Source organism: Pseudomonas sp. AP3_22 TE3818 (assembly GCF_053628995.1).
Window position 1 is genome coordinate 5,242,236 of sequence record NZ_JBRJHL010000001.1, and the last position, 22,999, is coordinate 5,265,234.

26 protein-coding genes are annotated in these 22,999 nt (G+C 59.0%); 6 read left to right on the forward strand and 20 right to left on the reverse strand.

Translation table 11 applies throughout. The annotated features are described in order from the left end of the window. Positions 1 to 56: 56 nt before the first annotated feature. Positions 57 to 836, reverse strand: coding sequence for a ferredoxin-NADP reductase (gene fpr / locus AB7M25_RS23960; protein ID WP_003443014.1), 780 nt, complete (start codon positions 834 to 836; stop codon positions 57 to 59). A 145-nt stretch (positions 837 to 981) separates the two neighbouring features. On the opposite strand from fpr, the gene AB7M25_RS23965 reads away from it, so the two are divergent. Next, entirely contained in the window at positions 982 to 1,908 is a 927-nt protein-coding gene (locus AB7M25_RS23965) for a LysR family transcriptional regulator (RefSeq protein WP_033047456.1), read from the forward strand. Here AB7M25_RS23965 and AB7M25_RS23970 read toward each other — a convergent pair. From AB7M25_RS23970 to AB7M25_RS23980, 3 genes are all read right to left on the reverse strand, one after another. After that, entirely contained in the window at positions 1,905 to 2,267 is a 363-nt protein-coding gene (locus AB7M25_RS23970; RefSeq protein ID WP_015093791.1) for a diacylglycerol kinase, read from the reverse strand. The genes AB7M25_RS23965 and AB7M25_RS23970 overlap by 4 nt on opposite strands. A gap of 76 nt (positions 2,268 to 2,343) precedes the next feature. Next, complete coding sequence (erdR, locus tag AB7M25_RS23975) at positions 2,344 to 2,994, reverse strand: response regulator transcription factor ErdR (RefSeq protein WP_007971156.1); 651 nt, start codon at positions 2,992 to 2,994, stop codon at positions 2,344 to 2,346. 218 nt (positions 2,995 to 3,212) lie between these two features. After that, positions 3,213 to 3,971, reverse strand: a complete 759-nt coding sequence (locus tag AB7M25_RS23980; RefSeq protein ID WP_429387312.1) for a tRNA-uridine aminocarboxypropyltransferase — start codon at positions 3,969 to 3,971, stop codon at positions 3,213 to 3,215. A 188-nt stretch (positions 3,972 to 4,159) separates the two neighbouring features. Between AB7M25_RS23980 and AB7M25_RS23985 the strand changes: the two genes are divergently transcribed. Further along, positions 4,160 to 4,582 carry a quorum-sensing-regulated virulence factor family protein gene (locus AB7M25_RS23985; protein ID WP_007971154.1) on the forward strand — a complete coding sequence of 141 codons (423 nt, stop codon included), beginning with the start codon at positions 4,160 to 4,162 and terminating at the stop codon, positions 4,580 to 4,582. Here the strand turns inward: AB7M25_RS23985 and AB7M25_RS23990 are convergent, their stop codons facing one another. Next, the gene (locus AB7M25_RS23990) at positions 4,583 to 4,777 is read right to left on the reverse strand and encodes a hypothetical protein (protein ID WP_102699347.1); all 195 of its coding nucleotides are present in this window, start codon (positions 4,775 to 4,777) and stop codon (positions 4,583 to 4,585) included. 481 nt (positions 4,778 to 5,258) lie between these two features. Here AB7M25_RS23990 and AB7M25_RS23995 point away from each other — a divergent pair, with 481 nt between their 5' ends. Next, on the forward strand, positions 5,259 to 6,377 hold the full coding sequence (locus AB7M25_RS23995; RefSeq protein ID WP_429387315.1) for an LOG family protein: 1,119 nt from the start codon (positions 5,259 to 5,261) through the stop codon (positions 6,375 to 6,377). A 45-nt stretch (positions 6,378 to 6,422) separates the two neighbouring features. Here AB7M25_RS23995 and recX read toward each other — a convergent pair whose 3' ends face one another. From recX to AB7M25_RS24020, 5 genes are all read right to left on the reverse strand, one after another. Continuing rightward, complete coding sequence (gene recX / locus AB7M25_RS24000; protein WP_095965054.1) at positions 6,423 to 6,890, reverse strand: recombination regulator RecX; 468 nt, start codon at positions 6,888 to 6,890, stop codon at positions 6,423 to 6,425. 8 nt (positions 6,891 to 6,898) lie between these two features. Beyond that, positions 6,899 to 7,957 carry a recombinase RecA gene (recA, locus tag AB7M25_RS24005; protein WP_007971148.1) on the reverse strand — a complete coding sequence of 353 codons (1,059 nt, stop codon included), beginning with the start codon at positions 7,955 to 7,957 and terminating at the stop codon, positions 6,899 to 6,901. A gap of 83 nt (positions 7,958 to 8,040) precedes the next feature. Then, a complete protein-coding gene (locus AB7M25_RS24010; protein WP_007971146.1) occupies positions 8,041 to 8,541 on the reverse strand; it encodes a CinA family protein in 501 nt (166 codons plus the stop codon). A 118-nt stretch (positions 8,542 to 8,659) separates the two neighbouring features. Then, complete coding sequence (locus AB7M25_RS24015) at positions 8,660 to 9,001, reverse strand: phage holin family protein (protein ID WP_429387319.1); 342 nt, start codon at positions 8,999 to 9,001, stop codon at positions 8,660 to 8,662. A 172-nt stretch (positions 9,002 to 9,173) separates the two neighbouring features. After that, positions 9,174 to 9,908 carry a LexA family transcriptional regulator gene (locus AB7M25_RS24020; protein WP_258684433.1) on the reverse strand — a complete coding sequence of 245 codons (735 nt, stop codon included), beginning with the start codon at positions 9,906 to 9,908 and terminating at the stop codon, positions 9,174 to 9,176. 210 nt (positions 9,909 to 10,118) lie between these two features. On the opposite strand from AB7M25_RS24020, the gene mutS reads away from it, so the two are divergent. Next, the gene (mutS, locus tag AB7M25_RS24025) at positions 10,119 to 12,698 is read left to right on the forward strand and encodes a DNA mismatch repair protein MutS (RefSeq protein ID WP_454238066.1); all 2,580 of its coding nucleotides are present in this window, start codon (positions 10,119 to 10,121) and stop codon (positions 12,696 to 12,698) included. A gap of 142 nt (positions 12,699 to 12,840) precedes the next feature. After that, positions 12,841 to 13,164: a ferredoxin FdxA gene (gene fdxA / locus AB7M25_RS24030; protein ID WP_007970729.1), complete on the forward strand. Its 324-nt coding sequence runs from the start codon at positions 12,841 to 12,843 to the stop codon at positions 13,162 to 13,164. A 470-nt stretch (positions 13,165 to 13,634) separates the two neighbouring features. On the opposite strand, the gene rpoS is transcribed toward fdxA, so the two are convergent. From rpoS to AB7M25_RS24070, 8 genes are all read right to left on the reverse strand, one after another. Next, the gene (gene rpoS / locus AB7M25_RS24035) at positions 13,635 to 14,642 is read right to left on the reverse strand and encodes an RNA polymerase sigma factor RpoS (protein ID WP_007970728.1); all 1,008 of its coding nucleotides are present in this window, start codon (positions 14,640 to 14,642) and stop codon (positions 13,635 to 13,637) included. A 104-nt stretch (positions 14,643 to 14,746) separates the two neighbouring features. Next, entirely contained in the window at positions 14,747 to 15,604 is an 858-nt protein-coding gene (locus tag AB7M25_RS24040; protein WP_007970727.1) for a peptidoglycan DD-metalloendopeptidase family protein, read from the reverse strand. A 211-nt stretch (positions 15,605 to 15,815) separates the two neighbouring features. Continuing rightward, positions 15,816 to 16,451: a protein-L-isoaspartate(D-aspartate) O-methyltransferase gene (locus AB7M25_RS24045; RefSeq protein WP_172435346.1), complete on the reverse strand. Its 636-nt coding sequence runs from the start codon at positions 16,449 to 16,451 to the stop codon at positions 15,816 to 15,818. Positions 16,452 to 16,492: 41 nt separating this feature from the next. Further along, on the reverse strand, positions 16,493 to 17,242 hold the full coding sequence (gene surE / locus AB7M25_RS24050; RefSeq protein WP_007970725.1) for a 5'/3'-nucleotidase SurE: 750 nt from the start codon (positions 17,240 to 17,242) through the stop codon (positions 16,493 to 16,495). Further along, positions 17,230 to 18,288, reverse strand: coding sequence for a tRNA pseudouridine(13) synthase TruD (truD, locus tag AB7M25_RS24055; RefSeq protein WP_429387325.1), 1,059 nt, complete (start codon positions 18,286 to 18,288; stop codon positions 17,230 to 17,232). The genes surE and truD overlap by 13 nt, the downstream gene beginning before the upstream one ends. Continuing rightward, on the reverse strand, positions 18,285 to 18,758 hold the full coding sequence (ispF, locus tag AB7M25_RS24060) for a 2-C-methyl-D-erythritol 2,4-cyclodiphosphate synthase (RefSeq protein WP_429387327.1): 474 nt from the start codon (positions 18,756 to 18,758) through the stop codon (positions 18,285 to 18,287). Before ispF ends, truD begins: the two co-directional genes overlap by 4 nt. A 43-nt stretch (positions 18,759 to 18,801) precedes the next feature. Next, positions 18,802 to 19,647, reverse strand: coding sequence for an S-formylglutathione hydrolase (fghA, locus tag AB7M25_RS24065; protein WP_454238067.1), 846 nt, complete (start codon positions 19,645 to 19,647; stop codon positions 18,802 to 18,804). Positions 19,648 to 19,655: 8 nt separating this feature from the next. Further along, on the reverse strand, positions 19,656 to 20,768 hold the full coding sequence (locus AB7M25_RS24070) for an S-(hydroxymethyl)glutathione dehydrogenase/class III alcohol dehydrogenase (RefSeq protein ID WP_015093777.1): 1,113 nt from the start codon (positions 20,766 to 20,768) through the stop codon (positions 19,656 to 19,658). 107 nt (positions 20,769 to 20,875) lie between these two features. On the opposite strand from AB7M25_RS24070, the gene AB7M25_RS24075 reads away from it, so the two are divergent. Continuing rightward, a complete protein-coding gene (locus tag AB7M25_RS24075; RefSeq protein ID WP_429387331.1) occupies positions 20,876 to 21,772 on the forward strand; it encodes a LysR substrate-binding domain-containing protein in 897 nt (298 codons plus the stop codon). A 177-nt stretch (positions 21,773 to 21,949) separates the two neighbouring features. Here the strand turns inward: AB7M25_RS24075 and ispD are convergent, their stop codons facing one another. Together ispD and ftsB are read right to left on the reverse strand one after the other, a co-directional pair. After that, the gene (gene ispD / locus AB7M25_RS24080) at positions 21,950 to 22,657 is read right to left on the reverse strand and encodes a 2-C-methyl-D-erythritol 4-phosphate cytidylyltransferase (RefSeq protein ID WP_429387333.1); all 708 of its coding nucleotides are present in this window, start codon (positions 22,655 to 22,657) and stop codon (positions 21,950 to 21,952) included. Next, the gene (ftsB, locus tag AB7M25_RS24085; protein WP_116582999.1) at positions 22,654 to 22,932 is read right to left on the reverse strand and encodes a cell division protein FtsB; all 279 of its coding nucleotides are present in this window, start codon (positions 22,930 to 22,932) and stop codon (positions 22,654 to 22,656) included. Before ftsB ends, ispD begins: the two co-directional genes overlap by 4 nt. Positions 22,933 to 22,999 lie beyond the last annotated feature (67 nt).

The window sequence follows — 22,999 nt, forward strand, 5'->3', positions numbered from 1 at the left end:
CCGCGTTATCGTTGACCTCCATCGCGAGCAGGCTCGCTCCTACACGTGACCTGCGGTCACTTCTCGACGAACGCACGCTCGATCAGGTAATCACCCGGCTCGCGCATCCGCGGCGAAACCTTCAGGCCGAAGCTGTTCAGCACTTCGCTGGTCTCGTCGAGCATGCTCGGGCTGCCGCACAGCATGGCGCGGTCGTCCTGCGGGTTGATCGGAGGCAGACCAATATCGCTGAACAGCTTGCCACTGCGCATCAGGTCGGTCAGGCGACCTTCGTTCTCGAACGGCTCGCGGGTCACGGTCGGGTAGTAGATCAACTTGTCACGCAGGGCTTCGCCGAAGAATTCGTTCTGCGGCAGGTGCTCGGTGATGAACTCGCGGTAAGCGACTTCGTTGACGTAACGCACGCCGTGGCACAGGATCACTTTTTCGAAACGCTCGTAGGTTTCCGGGTCCTGGATAACGCTCATGAACGGCGCCAGACCGGTACCGGTGCTGAGCAGGTACAAATGTTTGCCAGGCTTCAAGTCATCCAGCACCAGCGTGCCGGTAGGCTTCTTGCTTATGATGATCTCGTCGCCTTCCTTCAGATGCTGCAACTGCGAAGTCAGCGGACCATCAGGCACCTTGATGCTGAAGAACTCGAGATGCTCTTCCCAGTTCGGGCTGGCAATCGAGTAAGCGCGCATAAGCGGGCGGCCGTTGGGCTGTTGCAGGCCGATCATCACGAACTGACCGTTCTCGAAGCGCAGGCCCGGATCACGGGTGCACTTGAAGCTGAACAGAGTGTCGTTCCAGTGGTGAACACTGAGGACACGCTCGTGGTTCATGTTGCTCATGTACGTGGGACTCCTGGAGATTGGTCTGCGCGTGTTCGGTGTGCTCTGCAAGAAAGCCAGCTCTGCGCAATTGCATCGCATTCTAAAGGCAGAGACAATATCTGTTAAATGGATTATTAAGATAAGGGTTATCGGTTATATCGATATGCGATTTACTCTCCGTCAACTTCAAGTATTCGTCGCCGTCGCCCAGCAGGAAAGCGTGTCCCGTGCTGCGGGCCTGCTCAACCTCTCGCAATCAGCGGCGAGCACCTCGATCACCGAACTGGAGCGTCAGTGCAGCTGCCAACTGTTCGACCGCGCCGGCAAACGGCTGAGCCTGAACGCCCTCGGTAAACAACTATTGCCGCAAGCGGTCGCCCTGCTGGACCAGGCCAAGGAAATCGAAGACCTGCTCAACGGCAAATCCGGTTTCGGCTCGCTGGCCGTGGGCGCGACCCTGACCATCGGCAATTACCTGGCCACCCTGCTGATCGGCAGCTTCATGCAGCGCCATCCGGAAAGCCAGGTGAAGCTGCACGTGCAGAACACTGCCAACATTGTGCAACAGGTGGCCCACTATGAAATTGACCTGGGTCTGATCGAAGGCGACTGCAGTCACCCGGACATCGAAGTGCAAAGCTGGGTCGAGGACGAACTGGTGGTGTTTTGCGCCCCTCAGCATCCGCTGGCCAAGCGCGGCACGGCCACCATGGACGAGTTGAGCCACGAAGCGTGGATCTTGCGCGAACAGGGCTCCGGCACACGGCTGACCTTCGATCAAGCCATGCGTCATCACCGTTCTTCCTTGAATATCCGTCTGGAGCTTGAGCACACCGAAGCGATCAAGCGCGCGGTGGAGTCAGGCTTGGGGATTGGCTGCATTTCCCGGCTGGCTTTGCGCGACGCATTCCGCCGCGGCAGCCTGGTGCCTGTCGAGACGCCGGATCTGGATCTGGCGCGACAGTTTTATTTCATCTGGCATAAACAGAAATATCAGACCTCGGCGATGCGCGAATTCCTCGATCTGTGCCGCGCCTTCACCGCCGGGGTTCAGCGCAGCGACGAGATCGTGCTGCCCACGATCGCTTAGAGCAGGATGACCGCCCACACCAGGGCAATCATGCTCAATGCCACGAACTGGGCGGCACTGCCCATGTCCTTGGCATTCTTGGACAGCGGGTGCCGCTCAAGGGAAATACGGTCGATGGCCGCTTCCACGGCCGAATTGAGCAACTCGACGATCAACGCCAACAGGCATACCGCGATCAACAACGCCTGTTCGACCCGGCTGACATTCAGGAAGAACGACAAGGGAATCAGGATGACGTTGAGCAATACCAGTTGCCGAAAGGCAGCTTCGCCGGTGAAGGCTGCGCGCAGGCCGTCCAGCGAATAACCGGAGGCATTGAGAATACGTTTCAGACCGGTCTGGCCTTTGAAAGGTGACATAGAGTGGGCAACTGACAAAAAAGGAAGTGGGAAAGCTAGTTCAACCAAAGTCAAAAAAGCGTGAAGTTGCCAGCCTTTAATGGCTGGAAGTTGACTCAAGTTGTTGCAAGAGCAGCGCGGCCTGGGTCCGCGTCCGTACATTCAGCTTACGGAAAATCGCGGTCACGTGCGCCTTGATAGTCGCCTCGGAAACACTCAACTCGTAGGCGATCTGCTTGTTCAGCAAGCCTTCGCAGACCATGGTCAGCACCCGGAATTGCTGCGGTGTCAGACTGGCAAGGCCTTCGCTGGCCGCCTTGGCCTCTGCCGAAACGCTGACTGCTTCGAACGCCTGCGGTGGCCAGAACACATCGCCATCGAGGACCGCACGCACGGCTTTCTGGATCACACTCAAGTCGCTGGATTTGGGAATGAAGCCACTGGCGCCGAACTCACGGGACTTGACCATGATGGTCGGCTCTTCCTGGGCCGAGACCATGACCACCGGAATCTGCGGGTACTGACCGCGCAGCAGGACCAACCCGGAAAAACCGTAGGCCCCCGGCATGTTCAGGTCCAGCAGTACCAGATCCCAGTCGGACTTTTCCGTCAGGCGGACTTCCAGTTCGGCAATGCTCGCCACCTCCACCAGACGGACATCCGGGCCAAGGCCCAGGGTCAACGCTTGATGCAAGGCACTACGAAACAGCGGATGGTCATCGGCAATCAGGATTTCGTATGTGGCCATTTTTCAAATGATCCTGTTTTTCATGGGACGCCCGATACATTCGGATCTCGCCAAAGCACCTCAAGGCACAGCCATGGAGCTGCACTGACCAGGCACGTTCAACGCAAGAAACGCCATTGCAAACGCTGGCCGCACCCTGACCGGCGCCAAGCATGCCCAGCGAAGCCGGGGTGGTCAAGCCGCATGCCCGGTACAGTTTATTGCAGTATGAGCGACAATCAGTCCACCCATGGAGTGACCGACTGGACATAGGGCATCAACTCGGCATGCGCCGGGGTCGAAACGTTCATGTCCAACTGATGTTTGGCGTCGAGGTAATGCTGGCTGAACACATCAAAGTAGGCATCCAGCGCCGAGGCTGCGTCGACATCGCCCGCCAGGTCGAGACACAGCGCCGCCACTTCCGCCGTGCACAGGTGCTCGCTGCGGGTCGAGCGGCGCAACCGGTAGCGCGAGAGCTTTTCAGGCAACAGGCTGAGGATCGGCAATCGATCGAAATAGGGACTCTTGCGAAAGATCTTTCGCGCCTCGGTCCAGGTCGCGTCCAACAGAATGAACAACGGACGCTTCGTGCCACCGACATCCACACCGTTGGTCACCCGCTCAGGCTCGACATACTCACCGGGAAACACCAGGTAGGGCTGCCATTGCGGATCGGACAACAGCGCCAGCAACTTCGGATCGACCTCCGTACGGGACCAGATGAAGGCGTGGTTGTCAGGGACCACATCGGCGATCAGCCAACCGGTGTTGCTCGGCTTGAACACTTCCTTGTTGGTCATGATCAGGCACACACCGGAGCGGGTCGCGACCTGAGGACGCCATGCGCACAAGCAGTGGCTCTGGATCACCCGGCAGTCACGGCAACGCGGCGCACGCCAGCCGCGGGCCTGAATCGGCTTGATGCCCTCCTCCTCACGCTGATCGCGCAAGCGGGCTACGGCATTCAAGGCAAAGCGCGCGGGGGTGGGGCTCATAGCGGGCAACGCCCACAGAGAAGGAAACTCGACACGAAACACACTCGACAGGGTAAAAAGTGCCAGCAGTTTACCAGACCGCCCGGCGCAAGCCTGTACCGTCCAGCCCGCCTCCCCTATAATTCGCCGCCACTGAACGCACAGTCACGTGACGGGTCAAACCCCCATCACTGAACCAGGAGAGTTTCATGCTGCGCCTTATCGTTCCTACCGCGGCCATTTTGCTGGCGTCGTCCCTCAATGCCCAGGCTGCGTCCTTGAAAGACACGGAACTGAACAAAATGCTGCAAAACGTCGCCACCCAGAGCAGCGTCGGCACTCCACGAGCGATCAACGAAGACATACTCGATCAAGGCTACACCGTTGAAGGCAAACAGCTGATCAACCACCTGAGCGTGCAGAGCAGCCACGCCGACAAGATGCGTGCAGACCCCAAAGCGGTGTACTTCCAGCTGGGCGCCTCTGTCTGCAGGAACGAAGGGTTTCGCAAGCTGATGGCCAAGGGCGCGATCATGCGTTACGACTTCACCGAGGTGAAGACCAACCGTCCGGTTGGCTCCGCCAGCTTCCAGGAATCGGATTGCCTGCAACCGGCCAAGAAGAAAAAGTAATCACCGGGAATTGGCGCGCCGCTGTTCATCTTCGGCGCGCAATTCTGCCAGCAGCGCCTGCAAGTAATGCGAACGGCGTTCGCCGCCACGCAAACGCCGGCAGCACTCCTCTTCGAGGCTCAAATGATTGGCCTCGGCTGACGACTTCAACAATCGATACAGCTGCGTATCGACCTCCAGAATGACTCTGGCCATGGTTTCCCGCCTCCCTGCACTTCACTCATGTTTGAGCGATTAAATCCTTGAACTGCATGTACCGTGCGCCCTAGCGTTGACGCAAAGTTGTCGTGTGGCACCTGTAACTTAGTAAATCAGAGTGCGGCACAGGCGACGCCTGTTCTGACGAGCGGTGAAACCACCTTGCAAATCGTCAATAAGCGGTTGCCAGCAAAGACGTTGTGGCGCAATGATCAATCAGCGCAAATCATCGTGAAGGTCTAGATTTCAGGTATCCACGTTCACTTTTTCAGGGCTGGAAAGGGGCTGGCCGTCGCTTGTCGTGTTGTGCGATTGTTTCTTTCATCCAAGGGAAAAACAGAACCTGTTTGGATGATCCGATGCCTTTCGGGTCAAGTAGATCGCCCAGGCATGGGCCTGGGCAGACAGCGACACATGAAGTGTCGTGGCACCGGCGTACGTTGTCGGGCCGAGGGTTCTGTGCAGAAGGAGAAGTTGAATGCCTTACCAACCGAATGACCTCCTGAGCCGTCATTTCGAAGAAAGCGGCCACGACCTCCTCAGCAAGGTCGAAGAACAACTCAAGCTGATTTCACCCAACAGCCCGAACATCCCGATCTACCGTGACATGATCCTGACCGTGCTGCGCATGGCCCAGGAAGACCACAACCGCTGGAACGCCAAAATCACCCTGCAAGCCCTGCGCGAACTGGAACAGGCCTTCCGCGTGCTCGAACAATTCAAGGGACGGCGCAAGGTCACTGTTTTCGGCTCGGCCCGTACCCCCATGGAACACCCGCTCTACAGGATGGCCCGGGAACTCGGCGCCGCTCTGGCGCGCTCGGACATGATGGTCATTACCGGCGCCGGTGGCGGCATCATGGCCGCCGCCCACGAGGGAGCCGGCCTGACACACAGCCTCGGGTTCAACATCACCCTGCCCTTCGAGCAGCATGCCAACCCCACTGTCGACGGCACGACCAACCTGCTGCCCTTCCATTTCTTCTTCACCCGCAAGCTGTTCTTCGTCAAGGAAGCCGATGCCCTGGTGCTGTGCCCGGGCGGTTTTGGCACGCTGGATGAAGCCCTGGAAGTGCTGACGCTGATACAGACCGGCAAGAGTCCATTGGTGCCCGTGGTGCTGCTCGACGCACCGGGCGGTAAATTCTGGCAAGGCGCACTGGACTTCATTCACCAGCAACTGGAGGAAAACCATTACATCCTGCCCACTGACATGAAGCTGGTGAGACTGGTCTACAACGTCGAAGAAGCGGTAGAGCACATCAACCAGTTCTACAGCAACTTCCACTCCAGTCGCTGGCTCAAGCATCAGTTCCTGATTCGCATGAATCACTCACTCAACGACCAGGCACTCGAATACATGCAGGAGGCTTTCGCCGACCTGTGCCTGAGTGATCATTTCCATCAGCATACTTATAGCGGCGAGGAACACGACGAAGCCGAATTCAGCCATCTGGCGCGACTGGTCTTCAACTTCAACGCCCGCAATCATGGCCGCCTGCGCGAACTTGTGGACTACATCAACCTGCCGGAAAACTGGGCACAATCAAAATCCCAGGCACCACAACGCACGCGGGAGCCGTCAAAGGTTACGTGAGGCATAAAAAAACGGCCCGCTACCGAAATAGCGGGCCGTTTCAGTTCAGTCGTCCATCCCTCGACCGCTGAACAGGCGGTTGATCATTTCCATGGAGTATCCCCGATACGCCAGGAATCGGCCTTGTTTGGCTCGCTCCCGGACATCTGCCGGCAATTGCCCGGAGAATTTACGTCGCCAGGTGTCGGCCAACTGCTCCTGCCAGTCGATACCGCTCTCACGCAGGGCAAGTTCAATATCGGTGCGCTGCAGGCCGCGCTGGCTCAACTCTTCACGAATGCGTAAAGGGCCATAACCGGAACGGGCGCGGTAGGAAACGAAACTTTCGAGGTAACGGGTTTCAGACAACAACCCCTCTTCCGTCAACCGGTCGAGTGCTGTTTCGATCATTTCAGGGAGGGCGCCGCGCTGACGCAGTTTACGCGTCAGCTCGACACGACCGTGCTCGCGTCGTGCGAGCAGGTCCATTGCGGTTCGCCGCACCGCGACGAGTGTATCGAGTACGGCGGTCATCGCTTCGATCAGATATCAGCGTCAACCAGGTCGTCTTCGGTCTCTTTGACCGCAGAAGCTTTGGCGTCTGCTACGGATGCCGGGGACAGGAGTTTGTCACGCAGTTGCTTCTCCAGCTTTGCCGCGACTTCCGGGTTGTCCGCCAGGAACTTGGCCGAGTTGGCCTTGCCCTGACCGATCTTGGTGCCTTCATAGGCATACCAGGCGCCGGACTTCTCAACGAAACCGTGCAGAACACCCAGGTCGATCATCTCACCGTTGAGGTAGATGCCCTTGCCGTAAAGAATCTGGAACTCGGCCTGACGGAACGGCGAAGCCACCTTGTTCTTCACGACCTTGACGCGGGTTTCGCTACCGACGACTTCATCACCTTCCTTCACCGCGCCAGTACGACGGATGTCCAGACGAACCGATGCGTAGAACTTCAGCGCGTTACCACCGGTGGTGGTTTCCGGGCTGCCGAACATCACGCCGATTTTCATGCGGATCTGGTTGATGAAGATTACCAGGCAGTTGGCATTCTTGATGTTACCGGTGATTTTACGCAGCGCCTGGGACATCAGGCGGGCTTGCAGGCCCACGTGCATGTCGCCCATTTCGCCTTCGATTTCAGCCTTTGGCACCAGGGCGGCCACGGAGTCGACGATGATCACGTCAACCGCGTTGGAACGCACCAGCATGTCGGTGATTTCCAGGGCCTGCTCGCCGGTGTCCGGCTGGGAAACCAGCAGGTCGTCGACGTTGACGCCCAGCTTGCCGGCGTACTCAGGGTCGAGGGCGTGCTCGGCGTCGACGAATGCGCAGGTCGCGCCGGCTTTTTGAGCCTGGGCGATCACGGATAAGGTCAGCGTGGTTTTACCGGAAGATTCAGGACCGTAGATTTCAACAATACGGCCTTTTGGCAGGCCGCCGATGCCGAGAGCAATGTCCAGACCCAGAGAGCCAGTGGAAATGGCCGGGATCGCCTGACGGTCCTGATCGCCCATACGCATTACGGCACCCTTGCCGAATTGACGTTCGATCTGACCCAGGGCCGCAGCCAAGGCTTTCTTCTTGTTGTCGTCCATTAAAGTCCTCACGTAATCAATAAGGCCTGACGGCCAACACCTGTATAAGTAGCCAGTATTATTCCACAGCGATTCCGGATCGCCTACCCCTGATTTGAGATTTCTGCCGCGGCATAGCGCAGCAGCCCCTCTAGCGCGGCCTTCACCGTTTGTCGGCGCACCTCGTCGCGGTCACCGGCGAAGTGTTGCAACTCGCTGAACACTCGCTCGCCCACGCCCCAGGCCAGCCAAACCGTCCCCACCGGCTTGCTCGGCGAACCACCGTCCGGCCCGGCTACGCCACTGACCGCCACGGAAAAATACGCGCGACTTTTCTCCTGCGCCCCCCTGGCCATCGCTTCGACCACCTCGCGACTGACCGCCCCCACCGTGGTGAACAACTCCACAGGAACATCCAGTTGCAGGTTCTTCTGCAGATTGGAATAGGTGACGTAACCGGCCTCGAACCACGCCGAGCTGCCCGGAATACGGGTGATCGCCTCGGCGATCCCGCCTCCGGTGCAGGACTCGGCCGTGGAAACGTGGGCATTGAGAATCTGCAATTGCCTGCCAAGGTCAGCGGCGAGCTGGGTAATTACTTTCACGGTCATCTCCTGATGGGGCGGGATGGGTTAACCGTACACCAGCAGACTGCACTTGCAAGCGACAGGACCGATCAAAATGTAAAGAACCAGAGGCTCTGGAAAAGGTCTGCCGGGGGATTCAATCGTCCACGTCACCGGCTGAAACATGACCGACACCCATGCGCCTGGCCGCCCAACGTTCATACAACCCTAAAACTACGTCTGTCCCGGCCATCGCCGTTAAACAGCCCCCCGCACAAGCGGCCCAAATGGAAACATTGGCGGCGTGCAGCAGCATGATGATCGAGGCGCCGCAGATCATGCTGGAGCCAGACCGCAGGCTCAGGCGCCGGACAAGGGGCCAGCCACGAACGCCTTCTTTATCGGCACGCCACATCTCACCGGTTACGCCACCGAGAACTGGAAGGATAATGAGCAGCCAAAGAGGCATGTCCAGCAACGCATATTGCTCAGCGGTCATTTCTTGCCTCCCTGAGTGAACGGTCACATTGCGTTCTTGAAGATAGGTAGCAAGACTATGCATTGATGCATACATAGTCAATGCACAAACGCATACATAAAGACAATCCAATGCTTTCAACAAACGAAAAAAACCCGCTCAGGAAGCGGGTTCTATCTGAACGCAGAGGGCATTAGCGGGCGTACATGCCCCACCAGAAGACATGCCCGAGGATAACAATCGGTTCCTCCTGGACTTCCTGAAAGGTGTAATCCTCGTCCGGGTGCTCATCACGATTAAAGCTGCGCAGACGAATCCCGGTCGGCAGGCGATACAGCTGCTTCACCCGAAGTTGTCCGTTGTGATTGATTGCATAAAGATCGCCGTCAACGATATCGCCAATGCCGCACTTGCCGGCATTGACCCCGACCGTCGCCCCGTCACGCAGTACCGGCAACATGCTGTTGCCCCGCACTGTCACGCACTTGGCCTGGTCGAACTGTACGCCGTTATGGCGCAGGCTACGTTTGCCGAAACGCAGGCTAGAGCGCTCGCTTTCCTCGATAACGAATCTCCCCGATCCTGCGGCCAATTCCACCTCGCGAAGAAAGGGGACCGACACCTCGTCGTCATCGACAGGGGTATCGTCGTCCCACAGGCTTATATCCTTGAGTTCCGAGTGCACAGGAGCGCGCCCGGCATTGGCGGCGGGTACGACGTCCGCGCGACCTCGCAATTGGTCGGTGCTCACGCAGAAGTACTCGGCGATCTTCGAAATATGTTTATCCGAAGGATCGACGATCTTCCCGCTGAGAATGCGCGAGAGCGTGGATTGAGGCACGCCGGTACGACGGTGAAGCTCCGTGGGGGAGATCCCGTGCTGGTCGAGCAATGCTCTTAAGACAGTAGATACGTTGCGTTTGTGCATACCGCGCATAGTGCTGGTTATTTTCGCAGAAGACAAATGCCCAATTGCATAATCGATGCATAACCTGTTTTTTGCATCGTAAAAGATGTCACCCGGCCGCGATGCCTGCGTCGGGTAGAGCGCCCATGGTAACCTTGCGCCCATCGCGGAAAAGCCCGGCCGTTGCCCCGCTTTTGCCCCACCTCTTTCAACGAGCTTCCTGACAATCCGATGAATAAAGCCGTCTCCGACCTGTCCTCCCACACCCCCATGATGCAGCAGTACTGGCGCCTGAAAAACCAGCACCCGGACCAGCTGATGTTCTACCGCATGGGCGACTTCTACGAGATTTTCTATGAAGACGCGAAGAAGGCCGCCAAGTTGCTGGACATCACCCTGACCGCCCGCGGGCAGTCGGCCGGGCAGGCGATTCCGATGTGCGGGATTCCTTACCACGCCGCCGAGGGTTACCTGGCGAAGCTGGTGAAGCTTGGCGAGTCGGTGGTGATCTGCGAGCAGGTCGGTGACCCGGCCACCAGCAAAGGACCGGTAGAGCGGCAGGTGGTGCGCATCATCACGCCGGGGACGGTGAGTGACGAGGCGCTGCTCGACGAGCGTCGGGACAATCTGATCGCTGCCGTTCTGGGTGATGAGCGCCTGTTCGGCCTGGCGGTGCTGGACATCACCAGTGGCAACTTCAGCGTGCTGGAAATCAAGGGCTGGGAAAACCTGCTGGCGGAACTGGAGCGGGTCAACCCGGTGGAACTGCTGATCCCGGATGACTGGCCCAAGGATTTGCCGGCGGAAAAACGCCGCGGTGTACGTCGCCGTGCGCCGTGGGATTTCGAGCGTGATTCGGCGCTCAAAAGCCTGTGCCAGCAATTCTCGACCCAGGACCTCAAGGGCTTTGGCTGTGAAAACCTGACCCTGGCCATCGGCGCCGCCGGCTGCCTGCTGGCCTACGCCAAGGAAACCCAGCGCACCGCCCTGCCTCACTTGCGCAGCTTGCGTCATGAACGCCTGGACGACACTGTGGTCCTCGATGGCGCCAGCCGTCGCAACCTGGAGCTCGACACCAACCTGGCTGGCGGCCGCGACAACACCCTGCAATCGGTAGTGGACCGTTGCCAGACCGCCATGGGCAGCCGCCTGCTGACCCGCTGGCTGAATCGCCCGTTACGCGATCTGACGGTGCTGTTGGCACGTCAGACCTCGATCACGTGCCTGCTCGACGGTTACCGCTTCGAAAGACTGCAACCGCAGCTCAAGGAAATCGGTGACATCGAGCGGATTCTTGCGCGGATCGGCCTGCGCAACGCCCGCCCACGCGACCTCGCCCGCTTGCGTGACGCTCTCGGTGCACTGCCCGAACTGCAAGTGGCAATGACGGAGCTCGAAGCCCCGCACCTGCAGCAACTCGCCAGCATCACCAGTACCTACCCGGAACTGGCGGCACTCCTGGAAAAAGCCATCATCGACAACCCGCCCGCGGTCATTCGGGACGGTGGTGTACTGAAAACCGGCTACGACAGCGAACTCGACGAACTGCATTCGCTCAGCGAAAACGCCGGGCAATTCCTGATCGACCTCGAAGCACGGGAAAAGGCGCGCACCGGCCTGTCCCACCTGAAGGTCGGCTACAACCGCATTCACGGTTACTTCATCGAGCTGCCAAGCAAGCAAGCGGAGTCGGCACCCGCCGACTATGTTCGCCGCCAGACGCTCAAAGGTGCCGAGCGCTTCATTACGCCGGAACTCAAGGCGTTCGAAGACAAGGCATTGTCAGCCAAGAGCCGCGCCCTGGCCCGCGAGAAGATGCTGTACGAAGCACTGCTCGAAGACCTGATCGCCCAACTGCCGCCCTTGCAGGACACCGCCGGTGCCCTGGCCGAACTGGACGTCTTGAGCAACCTGGCCGAGCGTGCACTGAACCTCGACCTGAACTGCCCGCGCTTTGTCAGCGAACCGTGCATGCGCATCAGCCAAGGCCGCCATCCGGTGGTCGAGCAAGTGCTGACCACGCCGTTCGTGGCCAACGACCTGAGCCTGGACGACAACACGCGCATGCTGGTGATCACCGGCCCGAACATGGGCGGTAAATCCACCTACATGCGTCAGACCGCTCTGATTGTGCTGCTGGCGCACATCGGCAGCTTCGTACCGGCGGCCAGTTGCGAATTGTCGCTGGTCGACCGCATCTTCACCCGGATCGGATCCAGCGATGACCTCGCCGGCGGGCGCTCGACCTTCATGGTGGAAATGAGCGAAACCGCGAACATTCTGCACAACGCCACCGAGCGCAGCCTGGTGTTGATGGACGAAGTCGGGCGCGGCACCAGCACCTTCGATGGTCTGTCGCTGGCCTGGGCGGCGGCCGAACGCCTGGCGCATCTGCGAGCCTACACGCTGTTCGCCACCCACTACTTCGAACTGACCGTCCTGCCAGAGGCCCAGCCGCTGGTGGCCAACGTGCACCTCAATGCCACCGAGCACAATGAACGCATCGTGTTCCTGCACCACGTGCTGCCGGGACCGGCCAGCCAGAGTTATGGCCTGGCCGTGGCACAGCTGGCAGGCGTACCTACTGAAGTCATTACCCGCGCCCGCGAGCATTTGAGCCGCCTGGAAGACACCGCCCTGCCCCATGAGTCGCCAGCACCTGCCAAAGGCAAACCGGCGGCTCCACAGCAAAGCGACATGTTCGCCAGTCTGCCTCACCCGGTGCTGGATGACCTGGCCAAGCTTGATCTGGACGACATGACGCCACGTCGTGCGCTCGAAATGCTCTATACACTGAAGACACGGATCTAACGCAGCGGCTTGCAAGCTGTTAGAATCTCGCGCGGTTTGGGATGCTGCTGGCTAATAGCCTGGCCAGCAGACTATCGCTCCCGAACCTGGCGACCCCTACGAGAAGGGGCGCAGCAAGCCGCGCCTGAGGAGAAAATTAGAAATGACCTTCGTCGTCACCGACAACTGCATCAAGTGCAAGTACACCGACTGCGTAGAAGTCTGTCCGGTGGACTGCTTTTACGAAGGCCCGAATTTCCTGGTGATTCACCCGGATGAGTGCATCGATTGCGCGCTGTGCGAACCTGAATGCCCTGCCGTGGCTATCTTCTCCGAAGATGAGGTTCCGGCCGGCATGGAGAACTTCATCGAGCTGAACGCTGAGTTGGCCGATATCTGGCCAAACATCACCGAACGCAAGGATCCAATGCCCGATTCCGCAGAATGGGATGGTAAGCCAGGCAAGATCGCAGACCTCGAACGCTGATTACCCCCGCGTTCGCGAAAAAGGCCCCACAAGGGCCTTTTTGCTTTTCTGCAGGCAAAAAAAGGGGCGGTTTGACCCGCCCACATTTTTTCCCTATTCCCTGTGTTCCTTTTCATCATCCTGATGAATCGCGTCCTGCGATTTCCCTATCCCTCATCCTTGAAGGACGTGTCTGTCCGTCGACACAACCTCAATACTAGAGTGTTCCCCTGCGAGATCAATCGCCCCTTGGCGCGAAACCCAGCTGTCACACGTCATTAATAATAAAAAATAGCCATATAAATCAAAAAGATAAAAACGAAAATCGTTCAACATGGACGATTACCAGGGTGTAAAAATAACGAACACTTACGCAAGTGTAAGCCTGGGCTTACAGCGCGAAACCGAAATCCCGAGGGGATTCGCCTTCTGGTCAGACAATAAAAAACCCCGAGCCAGTCGGGGTTTTTCATGCCATCGCAGTGAGTGCCTTATTGGAACAGCGACTCACTCGACAGACCATTTTTTTCCAGGATCTCGCGCAGCCGCTTCAAACCTTCCACCTGAATCTGCCGGACCCGCTCACGGGTCAGGCCGATTTCCAGGCCGACGTCTTCAAGGGTGCTGCTTTCATGACCGCGCAGGCCGAAGCGGCGTACAACCACTTCGCGTTGCTTGTCGGTCAGTTCCGAGAGCCATTGATCGATGCTCTGGGACAGGTCGTCGTCCTGCAACAGTTCGCATGGATCGGTCGGGCGGTCGTCAGTCAGGGTGTCGAGCAGGGTTTTATCCGAATCCGGACCCAGCGAGACGTCGACGGAGGAAACCCGCTCGTTAAGGCCGAGCATACGCTTGACCTCTCCTACCGGTTTTTCCAGCAGGTTGGCGATTTCTTCGGGTGAGGGTTCATGGTCGAGTTTTTGCGTCAGTTCCCGCGCAGCCCGCAGGTACACATTCAGCTCTTTGACCACATGGATCGGCAGCCGGATGGTCCGGGTCTGATTCATGATTGCGCGTTCGATGGTCTGGCGAATCCACCAGGTCGCGTAGGTCGAGAAGCGGAAACCGCGTTCCGGATCGAACTTCTCCACCGCCCGGATCAAGCCGAGGTTGCCCTCTTCGATCAGGTCCAGCAGCGACAACCCACGATTGACATAGCGTCGGGCGATTTTCACCACCAGTCGCAGGTTGCTTTCAATCATGCGCTTGCGCCCGGCCGGATCGCCACTTTGCGACAGGCGCGCAAAATGAACTTCTTCTTCGGGTGATAGCAGGGGAGAAAAACCAATTTCATTGAGATACAACTGCGTGGCATCGAGTGCCCGCGTGTAGTCAATGTACTTGTGTTGTTTCAACGATGCGGAGTGTTTGGATTTGGCACGAACGGAAGGTGGAGCCGCCCCTTCATCATTCGACATCGAATCCGTATCGATGCCGCTCTCCATCAGGAGAACCTCATCGTCGATGTCAAACTCCGGCACTTCTTTACTGAGAGCCATTGTTATAGTCCTTTGGTGAGTTCGACCTCAAGCTCAAGCGGCGCCTTTCTCCCTGGCAACGCTGGAGCCTGTCCCCTCTACGTGAGGAACAGGCTGGTAAGCGATCAACGACGTGGCAGGAATTGCAGCGGATCTACAGGTTTACCTTGGCGGCGAATCTCAAAATGCAGTTTCACCCGGTCTGTACCCGTTGACCCCATTTCGGCAATTGTCTGTCCGACCTTGACCTGCTGCCCCTCCCGAACCAACAGCCTGCGGTTATGTCCGTAGGCACTGACGTAGGTTTCACTGTGCTTGATGATCACTAATTCGCCGTAGCCCCTTAAGCCACTCCCGGCGTATACCACCGTCCCATCAGACGCAGCTAAAACAGGCTGTCCCAAATCTCCGGCGATATCAATTCCTTTATTCAAACTACCGTTTGAAGAGAATTTTCCAATCAGAATGCCATTAGATGGCCATCCCCAGCCGGTCGGGGCTGGCCCCGGAGGAGGCAACGGAGCGGGGGCAGGCTTGCTCGCGACGGACGGTACAACCGTTGTTGTGCTGGTGGTCGTACCGTTTGCCGAACGACGGATGACCGTGGTTTTACTCGACGACGAAGGTGTTGAGCTGGACGAACTGACCACTGCCGTCGACGTTGAATCGGTACGACCATCAAAGCGAATCGTCTGACCCGGATGGATGGTGTAGGGCGCAGGAATATTGTTTCGGGCCGCAAGGGCCTTGTAGTCCCAGCCGTAACGGAAGGCAATGGAAAACAGGGTGTCCTTGGGACGCACCACGTATTGTCCTGTGGTCACGGCCGGACGCTGAGCCGCCGCGTTGTTGCGATCCACGACACGAACATCACTGGATTTGTTGCTGGAACAACCGACCAGCAATGTACTCAAGACAAGGCCAGTCACCAGGCGCTGAAAGCTCGTTTTACTCATACGCTGCGCAATGACTGTGAGACTCACCCGCCGCTCCCTCTGTGGTGGCTGAAAATGTGAAATACCGGAGTCCGGCATGAACTGTCGCAAGTATAACGGGCCGTGCACGCTTTACCTTTAATGTGGCGAATCGCTGTTGCGCACACGTTTGCTGCCTGAAGATGAATGCCGTTGAAGCAATCGATGCCGCTGTAAGACAAAGGCAATCGAAGAGAATTCAGCGCGCCGAAACAAATGCTCAGGCCAATGGCCCATTGAGCAATGGCACGAAGCGCACAGCCCCCAGAACATGCCTGGAAAAACCTTGTTCCTCGCGGATGATCAGCATCAATTGCTGGACTTCGCCGGCCCCGACCGGGATCACCATTCGGCCTCCGGGTGCCAACTGGTCAAGCAATGCCTGGGGCACGTCAGTCGCCACGGCGGTGACGATAATCCCGTTGTACGGCGCCAGTGCCGGCCAGCCTTCCCAACCATCGCCCCAGCGGAACACCACGTTGCGCAGGTTAAGTTCGACCAGGCGTTCCTTTGCCCGATCCTGCAGAACCTTGATGCGCTCGACCGAGAACACTCGCTCGACCAGTTGCGACAGCACCGCCGTCTGATAACCCGACCCGGTGCCGATTTCCAGCACCTTGTCGAGAGGACCGGCCTCCAGCAGCAGCTCGCTCATGCGCGCCACCATATATGGCTGGGAGATGGTCTGGTTGTTGCCAATCGGCAGCGCGGTGTCTTCATAGGCACGGTGCGCCAGCGCTTCGTCGACGAACAGGTGGCGCGGGGTCCGGCGAATGACCTCCAGCACCCTCGCGTTGGAGATGCCTTCTTCATACAGGCGCTGGATGAGCCGCTCCCGAGTTCGCTGGGAGGTCATGCCGATGCCGCGACGCAGCATATCGTCTTGTTCGCGACCCATCAGCGCAGCCCCTCCAGCCAGCCGTCCAGACTTCTGAAGGCATCATTGAACGTGCGATCCAACTGCAGCGGCGTGATCGAAACATATCCCTGCATCACCGCATGAAAATCCGTCCCCGGACCACCGTCCTCGGCATCCCCGGCCGCGGCGATCCAGTAACCGGACTTGCCCCGTGGATCTACCACCTTCATCGGTGCCGCGGCCCGCGCGCGATGCCCCAGGCGAGTCAACTGGATACCGCGGATACGGTCCAGCGGCAAATTGGGAATGTTCACGTTCAGTACCGTTCGCGGTGGCAGGTCCAGTTCGGCATGGGCTTCGACCAGTTTGCGCGCGAAATGGGCAGCTGTGGGAAGGTTCTCTACCTGGCGTGAGACCAGCGAAAAGGCAAACGAAGGGCGTTTCAGGAAACGCCCCTCAAGGGCTGCCGCCACCGTGCCGGAATACAGGACATCATCCCCCAGGTTCGCGCCCAGGTTGATACCGGAAACCACCATGTCCGCTTCGCGCTCCAGCAGGCCGTTGAGGCCCAGGTGCACACAATCGGTTGGCGTGCCATTGAGGCTGATAAAGCCGTTGGCCAGGGTTTGCGGGTGCAACGGACGGTCGAGCGTCAGCGAACTGCTGGCGCCGCTTTTGTCCTGGTCCGGGGCGATAACCACGCACTCGGTGTAATCCGCCAGCGCAGCATAGAGCGCGGCGAGACCGGGTGCTGTTACCCCATCGTCGTTAGAAATCAGAATACGCATGGGCTGTCCGTCTGCCCCACCGGCACCAGATCAACAAGCTCGCGCACCAATACGGTGGCGAAGCATCCGGCCGGCAGGACGAATTCCAGTTGCAGAATGTCAGGCTCGGGATAATGCCACGTCAACCCGCCAATGGGCAGCCGCAGGATGCGACGTTCGTGGCTCATGCCGGCGTTGATCAGCCAATCACGCAAATCCGCTTCGCGTGCGGCGATGGCCTGCTCCAGTTCATGGACAGCGCCCGTGGCCGGCGAGTCACCTTCGCCCCACTGCGGACCGGTCGGGTGCAGATCGAGAATCGCCAGGCGCGGGTCGCTGCACTCGGCTTTGCCTGCCGGGAAAAAGCTGCGGCTGTCGGTGAACGCCAGCAGATCACCCACCTGGGCACGCTGCCAGGTACCGTCGGCGACACGTGCGGCCAATACCTGGTTGAACAGAAAACTGCGCGCCGTGGAGAGCAGCCGCGAGCGCACGTTGCGCTGCTCCGGCAAGGCCTTGCGCGCGGCCCAGGCGCGTGCATCGACGACGTTGCCGCCGTCATGGCCGAAACGCTGGGCGCCGAAATAATTGGGGATGCCTTGTTTGGCGATCAGTTGCAGACGCTCTTCAAGCGCAGGCTTGTCACCAGCGAATTGTGTCAGGCGCAAGGTGAAGCCGTTGGCAGAGTGCGCGCCACGTTGCAGCTTGCGCTTGTGGCGGACGGTCTTGAGAATCTTCAGCGTATCGTTTTCCGCGGCTGTCAGATCAGGATCGGCCTTGCCCGGCAATTGCACGCTGAACCACTGGCGAGTCAACGCCTGACGGTCCTTGAGCCCGGCATAACTGACGGTGCGCAATGGCACACCCGCAGCCTTGGCAATCCGTCGCGCCGCTTCTTCAGTATTCAGGCCGCGTTTTTCCACCCATATCCACAGGTGCTCACCTTCACCACTCAGTGGAATGTCGAGGACTTCGTCGACCTGGAAATCTTCCGCGATCGCTTTCAGGACGGCCGTGCCGAGGGCCTCGCCGTAAGCCCGCGGGCCGAGCAATTGCAGTTCGTTCATGCGCGCAGCAACAAGGCAACGGAGTGCACGGCAATGCCTTCTTCGCGACCGACAAAGCCGAGCTTTTCGGTGGTGGTAGCTTTCACGTTCACTTGATCCAACTCTACTTGAAGATCCGCGGCAATCAGCGCGCGCATCGATTCGATATGCGGGGCCATTTTCGGCGCCTGGGCAACGATGGTGTTGTCGACGTTGCCGACTTTCCAGCCTTTGGCATGGACCAGTGCGACGACGTGACGCAACAGCGCACGGCTGTCGGCGCCCTTGAATTGCGGGTCGGTATCCGGGAAATGCTTGCCGATGTCGCCCAGCGCCGCGGCGCCGAGCAAGGCATCGCTCAAGGCGTGCAAGAGGACGTCACCGTCAGAGTGGGCGAGCAGCCCGAAGTTGTGTGCAATGCGCACGCCGCCCAGAGTGATGAAATCGCCTTCAGCGAAACGGTGCACATCATAGCCGTGGCCAATACGCATAAAAAAACGCCCCGATTTTTGTCAGGGCGTGATTCTACCTGCATTAGCCAACCAGAGCATGCGCGTGATGCCGCAAGTGCTCATCGATGAAACTGGCGATGAAGAAATAGCTGTGGTCATAGCCCGGTTGCAGGCGCAACGTCAGCGGGTGACCGGCCAGTTTGGCCGCCTGTTGCAAGGCTTCAGGCTTGAGCTGGGTGGCGAGAAAATCGTCGCGATCACCCTGGTCGACCAGCAGCGGCAGCTTTTCATCGGCCTCGGCTATCAACGCGCAGGCATCCCATTCACGCCATTTCGAACGGTCCTCTCCCAGATAGCGGGAGAAGGCTTTCTGCCCCCACGGGCAATCCATCGGATTGTTGATGGGCGAGAACGCCGATACCGAACGATAACGCCCCGGGTTGCGCAAAGCACAGACCAGCGCGCCGTGGCCGCCCATGGAATGTCCGCTGATGCCGCGTTTGTCCGACGCCGGGAAATGGGCTTCAACCAATGTCGGCAATTCCTGCACAACGTAGTCATGCATCCGATAGTGTCGCGTCCAGGGTTCCTGGGTGGCATTCAGGTAAAACCCGGCACCGAGGCCGAAGTCCCAGGCGCCATCCGGATCGCCCGGCACATCAGGACCGCGAGGGCTGGTGTCCGGTGCGACGATGATCAGCCCCAACTCGGCGGCCATGCGCATGGCGCCGGCCTTCTGCATGAAGTTCTCGTCGGTGCAGGTCAGGCCGGACAACCAGTACAACACCGGCAGTTTGCCGCCCTGCTCCGCCTGCGGCGGCAGATAGACGGCGAACACCATGTCGCAGCCGAGCACTTGCGAGCGATGGCGATAGCGTTTGTGCCAGCCACCGAAGCTTTTCTGGCAGGAGATGTTTTCCAGGCTCATGACAGACCTCAGAAATGGATGACGGAGCGGATGCTTTTTCCTTCATGCATCAGGTCAAACGCTTTGTTGATATCTTCCAGGCCCATGGTGTGGGTGATGAAGGTATCCAGCGGAATCTCACCGGTCTCGGCCATCTCTACATAGCTCGGCAACTCGGTACGGCCACGCACACCACCGAACGCCGAACCGCGCCAGACGCGGCCGGTGACCAGCTGGAACGGACGGGTGGAGATTTCCTGGCCGGCACCGGCAACACCGATGATGACCGACTCGCCCCAACCCTTGTGGCAGCACTCCAGTGCCGCGCGCATCAGTTGCACGTTGCCGATGCACTCGAAGGAAAAGTCGACGCCGCCGTCGGTCATGTCGACGATGACTTCCTGGATCGGACGATCGAAGTCTTTCGGGTTCACGCAATCGGTTGCACCCAGCTGTTTGGCGATCTCGAACTTCGCCGGGTTGATGTCGATGGCAATGATGCGCGCAGCCTTGGCTTTGACCGCGCCAATCACAGCCGACAGACCGATGCCGCCGAGGCCGAAAATGGCTACGGTATCACCCGGTTTCACCTTGGCGGTGTTGAGCACGGCACCGATACCGGTAGTGACACCGCAGCCCAGCAGGCAGACTTTTTCCAGTGGCGCTTCCTTGGCGATTTTCGCAACGGAAATCTCCGGAAGCACGGTGTACTCGGAGAAGGTCGAAGTGCCCATGTAGTGGAAAATCGTTTCGCCCTTGTAGGAAAAACGCGAAGTGCCGTCCGGCATCAAGCCTTTGCCCTGGGTCGCGCGAATCGCCTGGCAGAGGTTGGTCTTGCCCGACAGGCAGAATTTGCACTGGCGACATTCCGGGGTGTACAGCGGGATCACATGGTCGCCTACCGCCACGGAGGTCACACCCTCGCCGATGGCTTCAACGATCGCCCCGCCTTCGTGACCGAGGATCGACGGGAAGATGCCTTCCGGATCAGCGCCGGACAAGGTGTAGGCATCGGTATGGCAGACACCGGAGGCCACCACGCGCAGCAAGACTTCGCCGGCCTTGGGCATGGCGACATCGACTTCAACGATTTCGAGGGGTTTCTTGGCCTCGAAGGCAACGGCGGCGCGCGACTTGATCATGATGGCTCTCCAGTGAATAAAAACGAGACAGGGAGTGTAATACATGGCCAAGCGATGAATAATCGATACAAATGCAAAATATTATTGCCATACAGGGATAATCATCGATGTCCGAAAACCGCTGGGAAGGGATCGACGAGTTTGTCGCCGTTGCCGAGTGCAACCAGTTCACCGCTGCGGCGGAACGCCTGGGCGTTTCGTCCTCCCATATCAGTCGACAAATCGTACGTCTCGAAGAGCGTCTGCAAACCCGCTTGCTCTACCGCAGTACCCGCCGGGTCGCGCTGACCGAGGCCGGGCAAACGTTCCTGCAACATTGCCAACGCTTGCAGGACGGCCGCGAAGAAGCGCTGCGCGCGGTGGGCGACTTGACCAGCGAGCCCAAAGGCATGCTGCGCATGACGTGCGCCGTGGCTTACGGTGAACGCTTCATCGTGCCGCTGGTGACCCGTTTCATGGGGCTGTATCCGCAGCTGCGCATCGATATCGAATTGACCAACCGGCAGCTCGACCTGGTACATGACGGCCTCGATCTGGCGATACGCCTCGGGCGCTTGCAGGATTCACGGCTGGTTGCCACCCGCCTCGCGCCACGGCGCATGTTTCTCTGTGCATCACCCTCCTACCTTGAGCGCTACGGCCGGCCACACAGCCTGTCGGAACTCAGTCGCCACAACTGCCTTGTCGGCAGTTCGGATCTCTGGCAACTGGAGCAGAACGGGCGGGAATTTTCCCAGCGAGTCCAGGGAAATTGGCGCTGCAATAGTGGGCAAGCCGTATTGGACGCGGCGCTACAGGGCGTGGGGTTGTGTCAGTTGCCGGACTATTACGTGCTGGAGCATTTGAAGAGCGGCGCATTGATTTCGTTGCTGGAGGCGCATCAACCGCCGAATACGGCGGTTTGGGCGCTGTATCCGCAGCAACGGCATTTGTCGCCGAAGGTGCGCAAGCTGGTGGATTACTTGAAGGAGGGGCTGGCTGAAAGGCCAGAGTATCGGGGTTAGAACCACCAGAGTTTCTCAGTGACAGATTGGCTGACTGAAACGGCGCTTTCGCGAGCAAGCCCGCTCCCACAGGGGAACAGTCTTGCTCACAAAAATTGCGGGCAACACCGGTCAAATGTGGGAGCGGGCTTGCTCGCGAAAGGCGCGACGCGGTCTCAAAGTTGATTGCCGCACAACTTAGTGACGATTAGCCCAACGCTGCCTCAACCATTCAAGATCTTCGGGACGCGTCACCTTGAGGTTATCGGACCGCCCTTCGATCAGGCGTGGTGCCGAACCGGCCCACTCCATGGCCGAAGCTTCGTCGGTAATAACGGCATCCGCCACCAGGCTGTCCGCCAACGCCCGATGCAATGCCCCAAGGCGAAACATCTGCGGCGTGTAGGCCTGCCAGATCACACTGCGATCCACGGTTTCGAGCACACGACCGTGCTTGTCGACCCGTTTGAGCGTATCCCGTGCCGGAACCGCCAGCAGTCCGCCGACAGGGTCGTCAGCCAGCTCAGCCAATAACTTGTCCAGATCGTCACGACTGAGGTTCGGCCGCGCGGCATCGTGAACCAGTACCCAATCCTCATTATCAGCGCCCTGCGCATGCAGGTGCAGCAAGGCATTGAGCACCGATCCGGAACGTTCCGAACCGCCCTCGACCCGGGCAATACGCGGGTCACTGGCACACGCCAGGTTCGGCCAATAAGGATCGTCGACAGCAAGACTGACCACCAGCCCTTTCAGGCAAGGATGATCAAGGAAACAGCCGAGGCTGTGTTCGAGAATAGTGCGCCCGCCCAGTTGCAAGTATTGCTTGGGACGGTCCGCGGCCATACGGGCACCGACGCCCGCGGCAGGGATCACGGCCCAGAAGGCCGGTAACGTCTGGCTCATTGCGCCAACTGGTAAAGGGTTTCACCGTCCTTGACCATGCCCAGCTCATGACGAGCCCGCTCTTCAACGGTCTCCATGCCCTTTTTCAACTCACTGACTTCGGCGTCCATTACCCGATTACGCTCCAGCAATGTCTGGTTCTCAGCTTGCTGATCCGCGATCTGCTGCGTCAACTCGGCCACTTGCGCCAGACTGCCGTTTCCCACCCACAGGCGGTACTGCAGGCCAGCCAGCAACAAAAGCAGGATGAGGAACAACCAATTGGGACTGCGCATCGAATATCAGGTATCCAGTGAAAAAAGACAGCCATGCCAAACGTGAAGCTTCTGATAGCACGAAGCC